General features: G+C 60.5%; 16 protein-coding genes. 8 read left to right on the top strand and 8 right to left on the bottom strand.

What is annotated here, in order from left to right; genetic code table 11:
- Positions 1-40: 40 nt before the first annotated feature.
- Positions 41-1,042, top strand: a complete 1,002-nt coding sequence (locus ACYVDM_RS14315; protein WP_415792787.1) for an RpnC/YadD family protein — start codon at positions 41-43, stop codon at positions 1,040-1,042.
- A gap of 51 nt (positions 1,043-1,093) precedes the next feature.
- Here the strand turns inward: ACYVDM_RS14315 and ACYVDM_RS14310 are convergent, their stop codons facing one another.
- From ACYVDM_RS14310 to ACYVDM_RS14300, 3 genes are all read right to left on the bottom strand, one after another.
- On the bottom strand, positions 1,094-1,873 hold the full coding sequence (locus tag ACYVDM_RS14310) for an ABC transporter ATP-binding protein (protein WP_415792788.1): 780 nt from the start codon (positions 1,871-1,873) through the stop codon (positions 1,094-1,096).
- A 4-nt stretch (positions 1,874-1,877) separates the two neighbouring features.
- Entirely contained in the window at positions 1,878-3,548 is a 1,671-nt protein-coding gene (locus tag ACYVDM_RS14305; RefSeq protein ID WP_415792789.1) for an ABC transporter permease, read from the bottom strand.
- 157 nt (positions 3,549-3,705) lie between these two features.
- A complete protein-coding gene (locus tag ACYVDM_RS14300) occupies positions 3,706-4,746 on the bottom strand; it encodes a Fe(3+) ABC transporter substrate-binding protein (protein WP_415792791.1) in 1,041 nt (346 codons plus the stop codon).
- Between the two features lie 289 nt (positions 4,747-5,035).
- Between ACYVDM_RS14300 and ACYVDM_RS14295 the strand changes: the two genes are divergently transcribed.
- Positions 5,036-5,812, top strand: a complete 777-nt coding sequence (locus ACYVDM_RS14295) for a ferredoxin--NADP reductase (RefSeq protein ID WP_415792792.1) — start codon at positions 5,036-5,038, stop codon at positions 5,810-5,812.
- Positions 5,813-5,852: 40 nt separating this feature from the next.
- Here ACYVDM_RS14295 and ACYVDM_RS14290 read toward each other — a convergent pair whose 3' ends face one another.
- The 5 genes from ACYVDM_RS14290 to ACYVDM_RS14270 form a co-directional block, all read right to left on the bottom strand.
- Positions 5,853-6,455 carry a TetR/AcrR family transcriptional regulator gene (locus ACYVDM_RS14290; protein ID WP_415792793.1) on the bottom strand — a complete coding sequence of 201 codons (603 nt, stop codon included), beginning with the start codon at positions 6,453-6,455 and terminating at the stop codon, positions 5,853-5,855.
- A 21-nt stretch (positions 6,456-6,476) separates the two neighbouring features.
- Complete coding sequence (locus tag ACYVDM_RS14285; RefSeq protein WP_415792794.1) at positions 6,477-7,073, bottom strand: NAD(P)H-dependent oxidoreductase; 597 nt, start codon at positions 7,071-7,073, stop codon at positions 6,477-6,479.
- Between the two features lie 148 nt (positions 7,074-7,221).
- The gene (locus ACYVDM_RS14280; RefSeq protein WP_415792795.1) at positions 7,222-8,184 is read right to left on the bottom strand and encodes a Bug family tripartite tricarboxylate transporter substrate binding protein; all 963 of its coding nucleotides are present in this window, start codon (positions 8,182-8,184) and stop codon (positions 7,222-7,224) included.
- A 47-nt stretch (positions 8,185-8,231) separates the two neighbouring features.
- Entirely contained in the window at positions 8,232-8,636 is a 405-nt protein-coding gene (locus ACYVDM_RS14275) for an AtuA-related protein (protein WP_415792852.1), read from the bottom strand.
- A 47-nt stretch (positions 8,637-8,683) separates the two neighbouring features.
- Entirely contained in the window at positions 8,684-10,036 is a 1,353-nt protein-coding gene (locus tag ACYVDM_RS14270; RefSeq protein ID WP_415792797.1) for an acyclic terpene utilization AtuA family protein, read from the bottom strand.
- Positions 10,037-10,182: 146 nt separating this feature from the next.
- On the opposite strand from ACYVDM_RS14270, the gene ACYVDM_RS14265 reads away from it, so the two are divergent.
- From ACYVDM_RS14265 to ACYVDM_RS14240, 6 genes are all read left to right on the top strand, one after another.
- Positions 10,183-11,079: a LysR family transcriptional regulator gene (locus ACYVDM_RS14265; protein ID WP_415792798.1), complete on the top strand. Its 897-nt coding sequence runs from the start codon at positions 10,183-10,185 to the stop codon at positions 11,077-11,079.
- Between the two features lie 254 nt (positions 11,080-11,333).
- Positions 11,334-11,723: a Rid family detoxifying hydrolase gene (locus ACYVDM_RS14260; protein ID WP_415792799.1), complete on the top strand. Its 390-nt coding sequence runs from the start codon at positions 11,334-11,336 to the stop codon at positions 11,721-11,723.
- A gap of 44 nt (positions 11,724-11,767) precedes the next feature.
- A complete protein-coding gene (gene recG / locus ACYVDM_RS14255) occupies positions 11,768-14,221 on the top strand; it encodes an ATP-dependent DNA helicase RecG (RefSeq protein WP_415792800.1) in 2,454 nt (817 codons plus the stop codon).
- Positions 14,222-14,276: 55 nt separating this feature from the next.
- Complete coding sequence (locus ACYVDM_RS14250) at positions 14,277-15,242, top strand: LysR substrate-binding domain-containing protein (protein ID WP_415792801.1); 966 nt, start codon at positions 14,277-14,279, stop codon at positions 15,240-15,242.
- Between the two features lie 47 nt (positions 15,243-15,289).
- Positions 15,290-15,793: a Dps family protein gene (locus tag ACYVDM_RS14245; protein WP_415792802.1), complete on the top strand. Its 504-nt coding sequence runs from the start codon at positions 15,290-15,292 to the stop codon at positions 15,791-15,793.
- Positions 15,794-15,949: 156 nt separating this feature from the next.
- Positions 15,950-16,741 (top strand): SDR family NAD(P)-dependent oxidoreductase, encoded by a 792-nt coding sequence (locus ACYVDM_RS14240; RefSeq protein WP_415792803.1) that lies wholly within the window; start codon positions 15,950-15,952, stop codon positions 16,739-16,741.

Below are 16,741 nucleotides of genomic sequence, written 5' to 3'. Positions count from 1 at the left end.
ATAGTAGAGGGCTCGCTTAACAGCCCTCACGAAATGCTTTATGGCCCAACGCCCGGACTACGATAGTGCCTGGAAAGACGCCTTGTCTGCGTATTTCCCCGAATTCATGCTGATGCTGCGCCCAGACACGCATGCCCATATCGATTGGACACATCCGCCGAAATTCATGGACAAGGAATTGCAGGCGCTTATGCGCAGCACCGCGCGTGGGCGTCGGCATGTCGACAAGCTGGTTTCCGTGCGCATGCTCGACGGCCAGGACAAGATGCTGTTGATCCACGTGGAGGTTCAAACGCGATGTGATTCGACGTTTTCGGCACGTATGTTTGATTATCACATTCGGCTGAAATCGAAATATCCTGGTGATCGGCTGCTCAACCTGGTCGTGCTCACGGGACGAAGCGGCAGTCGGGGTGAGGATCGCGCCGTGCGGGCATCAAACCTGATGTCTTACGCCTATCAGGACGAGGGCTGTGGTTTGTGCTTTACCTTTCCCGTGGTCTGGCTGGAAAGTTGGCGCCCGCGCATGGTCGAGCTGCACGAACTCGCGCCGCGCAACCCCTTTGCGGTGATCGTGCTGGTCCAACTGGAAGCCAGCGCGCTGCGCCACGGTCACGACCGTTTGGCACGCAAGATCGAGCTCGTTCGGCATTTGGAACAATGGGGATTCACGCGCGATAATAGGCGTACGCTATTTCGGGTCATCGATGCCATGCTGTATCTGCCAGATGACCTAGAACCCGTATTCGAAGCCGCCGTCATTCAAATCGAAGAGGAACACCAGATGACTTACGTGACCAGTATCGAGCGCGTGCGGCTCAAGCGCGAACGCGCTGAGGGCTTGGAAGAAGGTCGAGAACAAGGCCTGCAGAAAGGCAAAATTACAGGCGCTGCCGAATTGCTGACGACACTAATTACCAGTAAATTCGGCATGCTGCCGGATTGGGCGCACGCTCGCATCGTCGAGGCTGATGAAGTCACGCTGAACCAGTGGGCGCTGCGTATTCTGCAGGCTGAACGTCTCGAAGACGTGTTTGCCTGAGTCGAGATTGGGTCGTTTGGTGGCGGTTTGGAGATGAGCGCGGCTTAGCTTCTACCGCCCGCGCGCGTATGCCTGTTGGCGTTGCTCGACCAGCGTTTCGCGACGGATAAACTCGTGTACGAAGTCGTCAGCGGGGTGGTGATGCAGGTTGTAGGGGGTGTCCCACTGCATGACCTGACCATTGTTCATCACGCCGATGCGGTCGGCGATGGCGAAGGCTTCCGCCTGATTGTGCGTGACGAGGATGGCCGTGTGTCCCGTGGATTTAAGGATGTCGCGCACTTCGAAGGCGAGGCGTTCGCGCGTATCCACATCCAGATTCGAAAACGGCTCGTCCAGCAGCAACAAATCAGGAGAGGGCGCCAATGCACGGGCCAGCGCGACCCGTTGTTGCTGTCCGCCGGACATCTCATGCGGATAGCTATCCGCCGACGCAGATAGTCCCACCAGATCCAGCATTTCCTTCACCCGCGCGGCGCGTTCAGGCTTGTTCATCAGCTTGCGCAATCCAAACGCCACATTCTGTGCCGCGGTCAGATGCGGAAACAGGGCATAGTCCTGGAACATCATGCCGACGTGGCGCTGTTCGGGCGCGACTTGCGTCGTTGAGGATGAAATGGTCTTGCCGTCCAGTGCAATATGTCCCGCGCGTACCGGTTCAAATCCCGCAATCGCCCGCAAAATGGTGGTTTTGCCGCAGCCCGACTGGCCCAGCAGACAACCAATATGGCCCGCAGGCAAGGCCAACGACAGATCTTCCACGATGGAACGCAGGCCTTGCGGCGTGTCGTAGGCCAGGGAAATGCGATCGAGTTCTAACAGATCGGCCACCGTATTAATGTCCCATTTTCAAATTCGTACGTGCCAGCAAAATCACCGGCAACAATCCCGCGACCACAATCGCCAACGCTGCGACCGCACCTTCTTCGTAGGTGCCGCGTGCGGCTTCGGCATAAAGCCACGTTGCCAGCGTTTCAAAATTCAGCGGCCGCAACAACAGCGTGGCGGGCAATTCCTTCATCGCATCCACAAATACTAGCAACGCGGCTGTCGCCAGCGCGGGCTTGAGCAGAGGCAGATGGACGCGGCGCAGCGTGCCGCCGGCGCTTTCATTCAACAACCGCGACGCTTGCTCCAGCGACGGTGGAATGCGCGACAGACCCGCCTCGATACCACCTACCGAGATCGCCAGAAAACGCATCGTATAGGCACATACCAGCGCGCCCACCGATCCCATCAAGATCAAGCCTTGTGTCCCAAACACCGAACCCAGTTGCCGATCGATCCAGGTAAACGGCATCAGCAATCCAATCGCCAGCACCGTCCCCGGCACCGCATAGCCCAGGCTCGCGATTCGTGCGCAAGCGCGTCCCGGATTAACGTGCGCGCTTTCACGTAACGTGCGACCCGCCCACGCCACAATCAGCCCGCAGACCAGCGTCACCACCGTGGCTGCGAACGCCACGGTGACCGTGTTCTTCAGGCCATTGATCAACTGATCAGATACCCCACCCACCAGATGCAGGCGCTTGTAAGTCTCGACCACGAGATAGCCCGCCGGCGCCAAAAACCCCAGCAACACCGGAATCCAGCCCAACACCACCGCTAACAACGCGGCACCGCCACGCAAACGACGCGCCTGCATCGGCCGCATCCGCTGCGTATTCGCAAAGCGTTGCCGTTTGCGACCGTGGCGCTCCAGCAAAATCAAGGCCACCACAATCGCCAGCATCGTCAGCGCGATCTGCGCGGCACTGGCCAAATCAGACCGGGTCACCCATGTCGTATACACCGACACTGTCAGCGTCTGCACGCCCAGGAACTCCGAGGCGCCGATATCGTTCAGCGTTTCCAGCAAGGCCAGGCTGGCGCCGACCGCGATCGCGGGCCGCGCCAGCGGCAACGCCACCCGCACAAACACCCCTACGCGCCCCGCACCCAGCGTACGCGCGGCCTCGAGCAAACTCGCCGCCTGCGTCATAAACATGACGCGCGTGCTCAGGTACACATACGGGTACAACACAAAGCCCAGCACAAAAATCGCGCCGTAAATCGAGCGCAGGTCCGGCAATCGAAACTCGCGCGGGCTGCTATAGCCCAGCAGCGCGCGGATCGCCGTCTGGATCGGTCCGATAGGGTGCAGCAAATCCAGATAGGCAAACGCAATGATGTACGTCGGCACCGCCAGTGGCAGCAACAACGCCCACGTCAGGATCTTGCGACTGGGAAAATCATACGCCGTCACCAGCCAGGCAGCCCCGGTGCCCAACATCGTGACCAGGACACCGACACCCGCCAGCAAGATCGCGGTGTTGGCCAGCGCCTGCGGCAACACGTACGTCGCCAAGTGCGACCAATGAGAAAAATCAGCGTCCAGCGCCCGCCACGCCAGCGCGCCCAGCGGCAACAGCACAGCCAGCGCAATCAGGAAAGCGCCCGCCAGCCAGCCCGCGCCGCGCTCGGCGCTACGCAGTCGCCAGGGGCGGGGTAATGTATCTGCTTGCATGCTTCAAAAAAAGTTGGTGTCAGGTCCCTTGCGGCGCCTGACACCCGGTTACTGCCTGCGCCGCGTACGGGGTCGGCGCCAGCGTATGGAATTGTCGCATCTCAGACAAGATCAGGCTGATGGCCAGCGCTTGTCGAGTTTTGCCAACCCCAGCGGTTTAATTGTCGAAGCCGACCTTGTCAACCAATTCACTCGCCTGCTTGCGGTGTTTCGCGATTTCCGCCACGGGCAGAGAATCGATCTTCAGCTCACCAAAGCTCGCCACGACCGGGTCCAGTTTCACGCCCTTGCGGATCGGGTATTCATAGTTAGCCTGCGCGTACAGCGTCTGGGCGGGCTCCGACACCAGGAACTCCATCAACTTGACCGCGTTTTCCTTGTGAGGCGCATGGGCCGCCACGGCCGCACCACTGATATTGACGTGCGTACCCGTGCCGCCATTCTTGAACGTCGGGCGCACGACCTTGATCGCGTCGCCCCATTTACGAGCATCCGTGCCGGGTTCGGCGTTTTTCATGTGGCCCACATAATAGGCATTGGCGATACCGATATCGCAGATGCCGCCCAAAATGTCGCGCGCCACGTCGCGATCACCGCCGGTCGCCTTGCGGCCCAGATTGGCCTTGACGCCCGTCAGCCATTTCTCCGTCGTCTCGGCGCCATCATGCGCGATCATCGCCGCGATCAGCCCGGTGTTGTACGGGTGCTGGCCCGAGCGAATGCAGACCTTGCCCTTCCATTTCGGATCGGCCAGGTCCTCATAGTGAAAGCTGTCCAGCTTGATGTCGTTGGCCGCGTACAACACGCGATCGCGCAGCGACAGGGCATACCACTTGCCATCGGCGCCGCGCAGATTCTGCGGAATGACCGAATTCAGCGTCTCGGACTTGATCGCCTGCGTAATGCCGCCATCAACCAGGTCGATCAGATTCCCGATATCCACCGTCATCAGCACATCAGCCGGCGACTGCGCACCCTCGGCTTTTACGCGCTCGAGCAGGCCATCTTTCACAAAAACGGTATTGACCTTGATCCCCGATTCCTTCGTAAACGCGTCCAGCATCGGCTGGATCAGCTTGGGCTCGCGGGTCGTGTACAGGCTGACTTCCTCCGCAGCCAAGGTCGGCGCTGCGACTACCGCACCGGCCAGCGCCAGGGCGCCGATCAGAGGGGACAAGAAAAAGCGTCGGGTCGACATAGGGGTGCTCCGGTGGAATGTTAACGAAAACGATTATCAAGTAAGTGGGTGCGACAATAACAGGAAGCCGCAACCCCTTCAACTACCTGTCAGGACAGTTTTCTCCACCCGGGGCGAACCCGTGTTCTACCCGAAAGTTATAAGGGCATTACGGATTAATGAGATGAGCTATCAAGAAGACAGGGTAAAATCGGGAAAACCCTGAGCCCCGCGCCGGCCTATTGCGAACTTTTTTGCACAGCGCGGCACTTTACCTGGCGCACCTGGTGCGTTGCACTGACTCAACGACATGGCAGCTTTTAATACTGAACGCGTACTTAGCGTGCGCCACTGGAACGATTCGCTTTTTTCCTTTACCACCACGCGCGACGCGGCCCTGCGATTCCACAACGGCCACTTTGTCATGATCGGCCTCGAGGTCGAGGGCAAGCCCCTGGTACGCGCCTATAGCATCGCCAGCGCCAACTACGAAGAAAACCTCGAATTCCTCAGCATCAAGGTCCAGGACGGCCCGTTGACCTCGCGCCTGCAGCACCTGAAAGAGGGTGACACCATCCTCGTCAGCCGCAAGCCCGTCGGTACCCTGATCGTCGATGACCTCAAGCCCGGCAAAAACCTGTTCCTGTTCGGTACCGGTACCGGCCTGGCGCCATTCATGAGCATCATCAAAGACCCCGACGTCTACGAGAAATTCGAAAAAATCGTGCTCGTGCACGGCGTGCGCTGGGCCAGCGAGCTGGCCTATGCCGACTTCATCGAAAAAGAACTCCCCAATAATGAGTTTTTTGGCGATATCGTTCGCAGCAAGCTCGTCTACTATCCCACCGTCACGCGCGAGCCGTTCCGTAATCAGGGCCGTATCACCCACCTGATCGAAAACGGCAAACTCTGCCAAGACGTCGGCCTGCCGCAAATCAACCCCGAAACCGACCGTGCCATGCTCTGCGGCAGCCCCCATATGCTGGCCGACATCAGCGGCATGCTGGATGCCCGCGGTTTCCAGGTATCGCCGGGCGTCGGCGAGCCGGGCGATTATGTCGTCGAACGGGCGTTCGTAGAGAAATAATCCGCGGAAACGTGGATTCTCGCTTGATAGGCCGATAGGCCTAGTTGCTGCGTTTGACCATGGCCAAGATGGTCTGCAGTAGTTCGTCTCGAGCTTGTTCTTCGGTAATTTCGCCAGCGGCGGCGGCATTCGATAATGCATCGGCCGCGCCGAGCATGGCCCACAAGCTCGCGGTTGAAACGCCTTGAGGCCCGGAGAACGGCGCCAGAATGGTCTGGCATTTCTCGATGAAAGCGTGTTGATACTGCCTTTTTATCGCGGTGAGTTCCGGTGATCCGTTCAGCGCGGCAAGTACGCCGGGGATCTCGCGGCCTTGCGTAAGCACGCATTCGACATAGCAGGATGTGATGACGCGCGCCTTGTCCTTTAACGTCGGCTTGCTAGCGGCGATGGCGGCGTCGATGATCGCGGTCTGCCGCACATCGAAGTCCTGATACAGTGCGGCCAACAGCCCATTGCGTGTGCCGAAATGGTCATACACGACAGGCTTGGCGACACCCGCTGCCTTGGCAAGCTGGCCTAGTGTCAGCGCATCTGTGCCCTCACCACCAATGAGCTTCCAGGCGACATCCAGAAGCTGTCGCGTTCTTTCCTGTCGCGGCAGACGGCGTCGCGGCGGCGTACCAGAGCTAGGGGCTATCAATATTCGTTTTCCTGCATTGCGTTACTGCGCCGACGCAAAAATCTTGCCGCCTATCGCATAGGCCGCATCGAGATGGGACGCCGGGAATCCGGAATCGGAGGCAAGCAGCAATTCGGATGTCGCCACGCGTGCGCCGCAGTAACCGAAGATCCCGTGATCGATCTGTGTTTTCATTGCACCAAAGTAGCCGTGTCGGGCATAGGTTCGCATATCAGCACCGCCAATGGCGATCAGATGCACCTGGAGGTGCTGCAGCTTTTTCATCACCTTACCATCCGGGTTTTCATCGTAGGCCCAGCCATTGGTAAATACCCGGTCGATCCATCCTTTTAACAAGCCGGGAAATGACCACCAGTAAATAGGATAGACCAGCACCAGCGCGTCCGCACGGTCGAGTCGGGTATGTTCGGCTGCGACATCGGGTAATGGCTCGGCTTTCTTGAGTTGCAGGGCTACATCGGTCGGTGTAAACCTGGGATCGAAACCTTCCGCAGCAAGATCCGCGATTTCGAATGAATGCTGTGTGTTGGATTCGCTGATCCCTTGTGCCACCTGGGCAGCGACGGCGTGGGTGAGGGACGCCGAATCGGGGTGACTAGTAACGATGAGTGCGTGCATGATCGGTGTGACTCTCGGATTGGATTGATAACCTACTTATCGTAGCCTACCTTTAGTAGGTTATTGTTTTCCAATCACGAATTCACTGTTCACGGCACGCCGCCCCACCGCCGGCGGCTTCATTTTCGAGGCCACCGGCTCCAAGCATTTACTCCGCCGTAATCCCGGCCTTTTTAATAATGTCGCCCCATTTCTTCGATTCGGCACTCTGGAATTCGGCTAGTTCTTTGGGTGTCGATGTGGCCGGGGCTGTACCAGTGGTTTGATAGAACTGCTTGGCCGCTTTGCGTTCGGTGGCGTTGACCAACAGATCGTGCAGTTTGGCGACGACGTCGTCGGGCGTGCCGGCAGGCACATACGCGGCGAACCAATAACCCATTTCGTAACCCGGCACGCCAGCTTCGGCGATGGTGGGCACGTCGGGGGCCAGGGGAGAGCGCTCGCTGCCGGTAAAGCCCAGTGCGCGTAGCTTGCCGGCCGAGACTTGCGGCAAGCCGGTGGCAGTGTCGGTGATCATCGTATCGATTTGCCCGCCGAGCAGGTCGGTGATGCCGAGCGGGTTGCTCTTGTAGGGCACGTGCAGCAGTTTGACGTTTGCCATTTGCTGCAGCAGTTCACCCGCGATGCGGCTGCTGGAGCTGCCGCTGCCAAAGCTCAGCTTACCCGGCGATTCTTTTGCGAGCGCCAGAAATTCCGATACGGTTTTGGCCGACGATTTTGGATTGACCACCATGATCTGGCCGCCTTTGCCCAACAGCGTGATCGGCGAAAAGTCCTTTACGGGATCGTAGGACAAGCTTTTGTACAAGTGCTCGTTTGCAGCGTGCGTCGTATTGGTCGTGATCAATACGGTGTAGCCATCCGGTGCGGCACGCGCGCCGGCCTGAGCGCCGATCATGGCGCTGGCGCCGGGCTTGTTCTCAATGACGACGGATTGATTGATTTGCTCGGCCACGCCCTGGCCGATCGCGCGGCCAAGTTGATCCGTCGCGCTGCCTGCGGCGAACGGAACAATAAACGTAATCGGCTTATTCGGAAAATCTTGTGCCGCCACCGTTAACGGCAATGCGGTGCATAGGGCGGCAAGCAAACGTAAAGGGGTCAAGCGCATTTGAGTCTCCTGTGTTGTTATAGAAAATGAAAATAGGTACTACGCAACTACGTGATGCATCCCAAGGGTGAGGCGAAAATATCACCTGGAACATCCGGCAAACGCGCCGCCAATTCCGCGCTGACATCCACCTGCAGATCCAGCAAGTGAAACGACAAACTCTTGCCGTGGGTATCCAGATTCAGCGCATCATTCACGCCGCCATCGAGGACGCCCTCCAGCACAAAATTCATCGCCTCCAAACTCGGAATCACATATCGTGTCACGCGCGTGGGGTGACGATAGCTGAACCATTGCGCGACGCGCGCTTCGGTGACTTGGCCGACCATCACCGCGTAACACTCGGGATCCCACGCAATCAAGCTGAGATTGGAAATATCCCCCTTGTCGCCCGAGCGACTGTGCGCCAGGCGATAGAGCGGGACAGAGACAGTGGGTGAGGGCGCGTGCATCGTCGTGGATGAGGACGCAGTTGCTTCCGATGCCGAATTCATGGTCGTCATTGCGCGGCCTCCATCAAACTCCAGCCGCTTTTCACCGCATCGCGCGGGATCGTGCACGACACCATATTCAAACGCGAGCGCAGCGACGTACGTACCCCGCCGCCGCCGGCGGGCCCACAGCAATAGAGCGCCGTGACCTCGCGCAGCAGCTGTTGTGCGATGTCGGCGTCGGCGTGTTCCGCGGCTAGCCGCAGACGTACGTCGCGGGCGTGGCCGGCGGATTTCGTATGCAGCAGGTTGCCGCGATCGTCACCCAGAATACTCGTCACCCCGATCAGATCCGTGCGTACCTTTAGCGCCGAGCCCAGGCGCCGTTGCACGATATCCGCCGCCAGGCGGGCGCGTGCCTCAGCCTGTACGCCTGCATAAGAAATCTCGGCCTCGGCCAACCAGCCGCCGCGATGGCACACATTGACCTTTAATTCGTCAGGCCGCGCGTGTCCGGTGATGCCCGTCACGGCTACGCGATCCGGTCCCAGTACCCGCACTGTTGCCTGGCTTAAATCCGCCACCACGTCTGGTGTCAAATAGCGCGCGGGATCGTGTACTTCGTATAACAGTTGTTCTTTGACCGTGCGCGCATCGACCGCGCCGCCCGTCCCATCCGGTTTGGTAATCACAAACCCGCCATCCGCATCGATCTCGGCAATGGGGTAGCCGGCCACATGCACATCGGGGACTTCTTTGAGGCCCGGCACGCAGAAATAGCCCCCCGTGACCTGCAGGCCGCATTCGAGCATATGCCCGGCCATTGTGGCGCGGCCCAGTCGCTGCCAATCGTCTAGTGCCCAACCGTAATGCGCCAAGGCAGGGCCAACCGTTAATGAGGGGTCCGCCACGCGTCCGGCCACCACGATCTGTGCGCCGGCGCGCAACGCCTCGGCAATCTCGTTCGCCCCCAGATAGACCGTGGCACTGACGACGTCCATCTCGTCAAACGTCGCGCCGATTCGTTCGCGCAATAACGCACGTTGCTCCGGCGTCGTCAACGCATCGCCATGCACCACGGCAATACGCGGAGCGGGCAACCCCTGTTCTCGCGCCAATGCCGCAATCGCCCGCGCGGCAGCCGGCGGATTGGCCGCGCCAAAATTGCTCACGATCCGGATATCGTGCCGCAAACAATCCGCCAACACCGGCGCGAGCAACTCCCGCAGCAGCGGCTCATAGCCACTTTCCGGATCGGCGTTGCGCGCCAGTTGGGCCAGGGCCAACGTCCGCTCGGCCAGCGTTTCGAAAATCAATGTCCCGCCGCCACGTGCGGCCAACGCCTGCACGACCGGCAGCGCGCCATCCGTGCGGTCGCCAGAAAAACCCGTGGCGCAGCCGATCAAAAAGGGGGAAGCCATTGTGTTTGTCTCTTTACTGAATCCACGGCGGGGACAGGCCATTGACCGACATATTCCACCCGCGTGTACTTGTCATAGTCCCCACTATAAGTACGCTTGCTTCATAAGTGAAATAGAAATATAAGATTGATTCATCCAAAGTTTCTATGAATCTATCTAGCCGCCAACTCCGTGCATTCGTGGCCCTGGCCGACGAAAAACACTTCACTCGTGCCGCCCAGCGCTGTCACCTGACGCAGCCCGCCTTCAGCGCATTGATTCGCGCGCTAGAGGAGTCCGCCGGCGTGCGCCTGTTCGACCGTAACACGCGCAATGTCGAGCTCACCGCCGAGGGCAGGGTGCTGGATGCCTCCGCGCGCCGCTTGCTAGGGGAGTTTGATCTGGTCGTCGAAGACCTGCGCGACCACGCCGCCCGTCGGCGCGGGCACGTTACCGTCGCGGCATTGCCATCATTGGCGGCCGGTTGGTTGCCGGGCCTATTGGCACAGTTTCACCAGGACTATCCCGGCATCACGCTGCAACTGCGCGATGCCTTGCTGGATCCCTGTCTAGACCTGGTGCAAAGCGGCGCGGCGGATTTCGCGGTCGCCGCGCAGCGTGCCGACATGTCGGACCTGGACAGCGAGTTCCTGCACGCGGACCGGTTTTTCCTGGTGTGTCGCAAAGATCATCCCCTGGCTACACGCGACCGGATACGGCTGCGCGACCTGGGACGCTGGCCCATGATCCAGCTCGCCCGCGGCAGCAGCGTGCGGCGCCATCTGGACGATGCCATGGGCGCGATCCCCGCCCAACCCTTACTCGAAGTCGAGCACCTCGCCACCGTCACTGGCCTGGTGTCCGCGGGTCTGGGTATCACCATCGTTCCCGCCATGACTCTGTTTCACTTTCGTCGCGGCGACCTTGTCATCAAACCCCTGGCGGGCAAGGCGCTCACCCGTCCGCTATACCTCGTCCGCCGCCAGGGCCGCACCCTGTCCACCGCCGCCCAAACCCTGTATGACCTGCTAAAGGAACATCGCGGACAGATTGGCGAGGCATAGTCCGGTAATAGAAGCGATCGCATCTATTACGTGAAATTTCGGTCTGATTTACCCAAAAAAGATGCAACTGCATCTTTTTTTTGCCGCTGGGCCGCCCCAAGGCAAAAGCCCCCTGGAGGGCAGCAAGCCGAAGGTGCCGCGTGGGGGCATTTTTTCTTACCCTCAACACAGCCAACCTTTCGCAAATACCTATAGCCAGATAAACTCTAATAGTCCAGTCTATCAAGATTGATTTTTCTTCAAGGATACGGCCCATGAGCAAGCAAATCATCCATACCGATGCGGCCCCGGCAGCGGTCGGCCCTTACTCGCAAGCAGTCTCTGCCACGGGCAGCAAGACCGTATTTCTCTCGGGCCAGATCGGCCTGGAGCCCAGCTCCGGCGAGCTCGTGTCGGAAAACTTCGAAGCCCAGGTTCGTCAGGCCTTTACCAATATGACCGCGGTCATCGAAGAGGCGGGCGGTACATTGAGCGACATCGTCAAACTGACCCTGTTCCTGACCGACCTGAACAAGTTCACCGCCGCCAACGCCATCATGGCCGAATTGATCCCGCAACCGTTTCCGGCGCGCTCCACCATCGGTGTGGCCAGCCTGCCCAAGGAAGCGCAGTTCGAGGTCGAAGCCATCCTGGTTCTGCCCTAACGCATTGGACGTACGCTTGAGTCAAGCGTCCTGATTGATTGCCTATGTCGTCGGCCACCGCCGCCGCCCGTCCTCGTGCCAATGCCTCGCCCGGCGCTAAACCCAGCGCCAAGCGGGGTGCCAAACCAGGCCCCAATGCAGGCCCGAATGCAGGCCCTACAGCAGGTCCTAAAGCAGGCACCGGACTGACAGACGTGCAGCGCAAGCTGCACAGTCTGGGATTGGCAACGCCCGGCGACTGTATTCTGCATTTACCGCTGCGCTACGAAGACGAGACGCGCATCGTGCCCATCGGCGCGTTGCGCCCCGGCGCGCCTGCCCAGGTCGAGGGCGAGATCCTGCGCAGCGAAGTCCTGTTTCGGCCCCGCCGTCAGCTCACCGCCGTCATCGCCGACGACACGGGTGAGCTGCAACTGCGCTGGCTGAATTTCTATCCTAGTCAACAAAAACAGCTCACCCCTGGGCGCCGTTTGCGAGCGCGCGGCGAGGTCAGGGGCGGCCTGTTTGGCCGCGAGATGGTTCACCCTCGCATGACCAGCGCCGATGCGGCGCTGCCCGAGGCGTTGACCCCCGTTTATCCCAGCACCGACGGGCTGTCTCAGCCGTCCCTGCGCAAGGCCATCGCCCAGGCGCTAAACGAGGCCGACCTGAGCGACACGTTGCCCCCTGTCGCACTGGCGCGTTACGACCTGATGTCGTTCGAACCCGCGATCCGGTTCCTGCACGCGCCACCACCAGGCGTTTCTGAACAAGACCTGATCGAACGCGGCCATCCCGCCTGGCATCGCATCAAGTTTGACGAACTGCTGGCCCAGCAGTTATCGCTGGCCGCCGCGCGCGCTGCCCGTCGCACGATCCGGGCGGTGCCATTGCCGCCTCAGCCAGACGGCGTATTGTCGGCTGCGCCAGTGATGGAAACTCCCGCGCCTATCACCATACGTAAATCGGCTGCCAAACAGGCCCCGACCGCCTCCGCCATTCCTCGCGATCTGGTCTCTCGCCTATACCAAACGCTGCCATTCAAGCTTACCGCCGCCCAGCAGCGCGTCGTCCGCGAAATCTCCGCCGATCTTGCGCAACCGTACCCCATGCATCGTCTCTTGCAAGGCGACGTGGGCAGTGGCAAAACCGTGGTCGCCGCTGTCGCTGCCGCGCAGGCCATCGCCTGTGGTGCGCAGGTGGCATTGATGGCGCCTACGGAAATCCTGGCTGAACAGCATTTCCATAAATTGGTCGCGTGGCTGCAGCCCCTGGGCGTGAACGTGGCTTGGCTGACAGGCAGTCAGTCCGCGAAAGCACGCCGTGCCGCCGCCGCGGGTGCGGCCGACGGCACGATACAGTTGCTGGTTGGCACTCAGGCCCTCATTCAAGATCACGTCGAATTTCAACGCCTGGGCCTTTCCATCGTCGACGAACAACATCGCTTCGGCGTCGGCCAACGCCTGGCCCTGACCCGCAAAGGCGAGACGCCGATAGGGGGCAAACTAAGCGACGCTAACGACCCCAATGTACCGAGCGACCTCGACGCACCGAACGACGTCAACGCCACCAAGGTAGCCAACGCGGCCAACGCAACTGGCGTAATCAAGGCAACCAAGGTAGCCAGCGTAGCCGAGGCAGCCGGTGCAACCAAGGTGGCCGGTGTACCCAACGCACCCAGCCCTTCATCCCCAACCATCCCGCATCAACTCAACATGAGCGCGACGCCGATTCCGCGTACGCTGGCCATGACGTTTTTCGCGGACCTCGATGTCTCCGTCATTGACGAACTCCCGCCGGGTCGCACGCCCGTTGTCACGAAGCTCGTCTCCGACAACCGTCGCGAAGAAGTCATCGCGCACATTGCCAATGCCGTGCGCGAAGGTCAGCAAGCCTATTGGGTCTGCCCTCTGGTCGAAGAAAGCGAAGCACTGCAATTGCAGACCGCCGTCGATACCTACGAGGCCATGTGCGTAGATTTACCCGATCTGCGAATCGGTCTTGTGCATGGCCGTCTTCCGCAGGCCGACAAGGCCGCCGTCATGCAGTCCTTTCGGGACGGCGAGATCGATCTGCTGGTCGCCACCACCGTGATCGAGGTTGGTGTCGACGTGCCCAAGGCCTCGCTCATGGTGATCGAGCACGCCGAGCGTTTTGGTCTCGCCCAACTGCACCAATTGCGCGGCCGAGTAGGGCGGGGCAGCACCGAATCCGTTTGCGTATTGCTGTATCAAACGCCCTTGTCGCAAATCGCGCGTCAGCGATTGCGCGCCATGTTTGAAACGTCCGACGGTTTCGAGATCGCGCGTCGCGATCTCGAGCAGCGCGGGCCCGGCGAATTTCTCGGCACGCGCCAATCCGGTATGGCGCTGCTGCGATTTGCCGATCTCGACAGTGATGTTGGTATTGCCGAACAAGCGCGCGACGCCGCCACGTGGTTGCGCGCCGAGCATCCGGGTGCCGTTGATGCCCACCTCACGCGTTGGATGCGTGGCCGCGAAGATTTTCTGCGTTCATGAAGATCCCTTTTAGCCGCCGCCCTAATAAGTCGGCCCACCGCAGGTACGATTCACTATGACTCTGACCGAACTCAAATACATCGTTGCCGTCGCGCGCGAACGGCATTTCGGCCGCGCGGCCGAGGCCTGCTTTGTCAGCCAGCCGACCTTGTCCGTTGCCATTCGCAAGCTGGAAGACGAACTCGGTGTCACGTTGTTTGAACGCGGTGGCGCAGAGGTGGGTGTGACGGCCATCGGCCAGCGCATCGTGACCCAGGCCCAAAAGGTCCTCGAAGAGAGCGCCAGCATCAAGGAAATCGCGCGCCAGGGCCACGACCCGCTGGCCGGCCCGCTACGCGTCGGGGTGATCCACACTATCGGCCCGTATCTGCTGCCCAAGCTCGTTCCCACGCAGATCGCGCGCACCCCGCAGATGCCGCTCTTGCTGCAGGAAAACTTCACCCTGCGTCTGGTCGAACTGCTGCGCCAGGGCGAAATCGACTGTGCGATCATGGCTTTGCCTCTGCCCGAAGCGGGCCTGGTGACGCAGCCTCTCTACGACGAATCCTTCATCGTGGCCGTGCCCCGCGATCACGAATGGGTCAATCGCGAGAGCGTCAGTTCCGAAGACCTGAAACAGCAAACCATGTTGCTGCTGGGGTCGGGGCATTGCTTTCGGGATCAAGTCCTCGAAGTCTGTCCCGAGCTCTCGCGCTTTTCCGCGGCGAGCGATGGCATCCAACGTACCTTCGAAGGGTCTTCGCTAGAGACCATCCGCCACATGGTCGCCGCCGGGATCGGCATCACCGTCCTGCCCGTCACCGCCATCCCGGAAAACCCACCGGCCAAATCCCTGCTGCGCTACTTGCCCTTTGAAGGCCGTCCTCCCGAACGCCGCGTCGTGCTCGCCTGGCGTCGCAGCTTCCCGCGCCTGGCCGCCATCGAGGCCCTGGCCGAGGCCGTTTACGCCTGCGAGTTGGCCAACGTCACCATGCTCGATCACGAGCCTGCAGTCATCTCCAAGTCACTCGATACCGTCTAATCTGGTGGTATCCTAGATACATCTCTTTCACCTACCAGGAGCGCTATATGGCAAAGTCGTCCAAGGCAGATAACACCGCCGGTACTCGTATCAATATTGGCATCTCCGACAAAGACCGTGGCGCGATCAGCGCCGAGCTGTCCAAGGTGTTGGCAGACTCGTACACCCTGTACCTGATGACGCACAATTTCCACTGGAACGTCACCGGCCCGCTGTTCAATACCCTGCATCTGATGTTCATGACGCAGTACACCGAGGAATGGAACGCGCTGGACGACATCGCCGAGCGTATTCGTGCACTGGGCGTTCACGCCCCCGGCACCTATCGCGAGTTCGCCAAGCTCTCGTCGATCTCCGAGCCGCAAAACGTACCGGACGCCCTGGAAATGGTGCGTCTGCTCGTCAAAGGCAACGAGGCCGTCTCCAAGACCGCCCGTGCCGCGTTCAGCATTGCCGACGACGCTAACGATCAGCCCACGGCCGACTTGTTGACCCAACGCATGGACATCCACGAAAAGAACGCCTGGATGCTGCGCAGCCTGCTCGAATAAGCAGACCTGCCCACGCATGCATTGCATTGCCTGGCGCGACACAGGCCTGGGTCTACACCCATTGTCCACCGTCCGCCAGCCCCGCCGGCTTCCCCTTGGGGTCTTTAAACGACCCCTGGCGAGGCCGGCGTCGTATTCATCTCTGCCGACACCCGAATGACTCCTTCCGCTACCCCGTCCGCCAACGTTCCCGCGTGCGTCCTGATTACCGGCGCGACAGGGGGCATCGGCGGTGCGCTGGCCATGGAATATGCTCGGGCCGGCACGCAGACGCTAATCTTGCAGGGCCGCAACCGCGCGCGTCTGGACGAGCTCGCCCAGGCCTGTGGCACGCTCGGCGTCCGTGTCGTCCTGCACGAGCTGGATGTCCGCGATCACGACGCCCTGCGGCAATGGCTGGCCGAGATGGGTGACACCGAAGCCCCCGATCTCGTCGTTGCCAACGCCGGCGTCAATATCAACATCGGCCCCCAGCAGCAGGGTGAAACCTGGGACGACATGCATCGTCTGTTCGACGTCAACATCAAAGCCGCGATGGCCACCTTGCATGCCAGCCTGCCTGCCATGCAGGCGCGGCGCGGCGGACAAATCGCGCTGGTCAGTTCCCTGGCCGCCTGGCGCGGCCTGCCCGAAACCCCCAGCTACAGTGCCAGCAAATCCGCCGTCAAAGTCTATGGCGAAGCCATGCGCGATCTGCTGGCGGGGCAGGGCATCAAGGTCAACGTCATCATGCCCGGCTACGTCGAATCGCAAATGTGCTTTGACATGCCTGGCCCCAAACCTTTTTTGTGGCCCGCGGACAAAGCCGCTCGCGTCATCCGGCAGGGCCTGGCCCGCAATCGCGCGCGCATCAGCTTTCCGTTTCCGCTGAACCTGGGATGTTTCTTGCTGTCCGTCCTGCACCCTGCGGTATCGGGCAAGATCCTGAAATGGCTGGGCTACGAGTAG

It is taken from the genome of Bordetella tumulicola (assembly GCF_054779135.1).
This window is presented reverse-complemented; position numbering and strand designations above follow the sequence as displayed.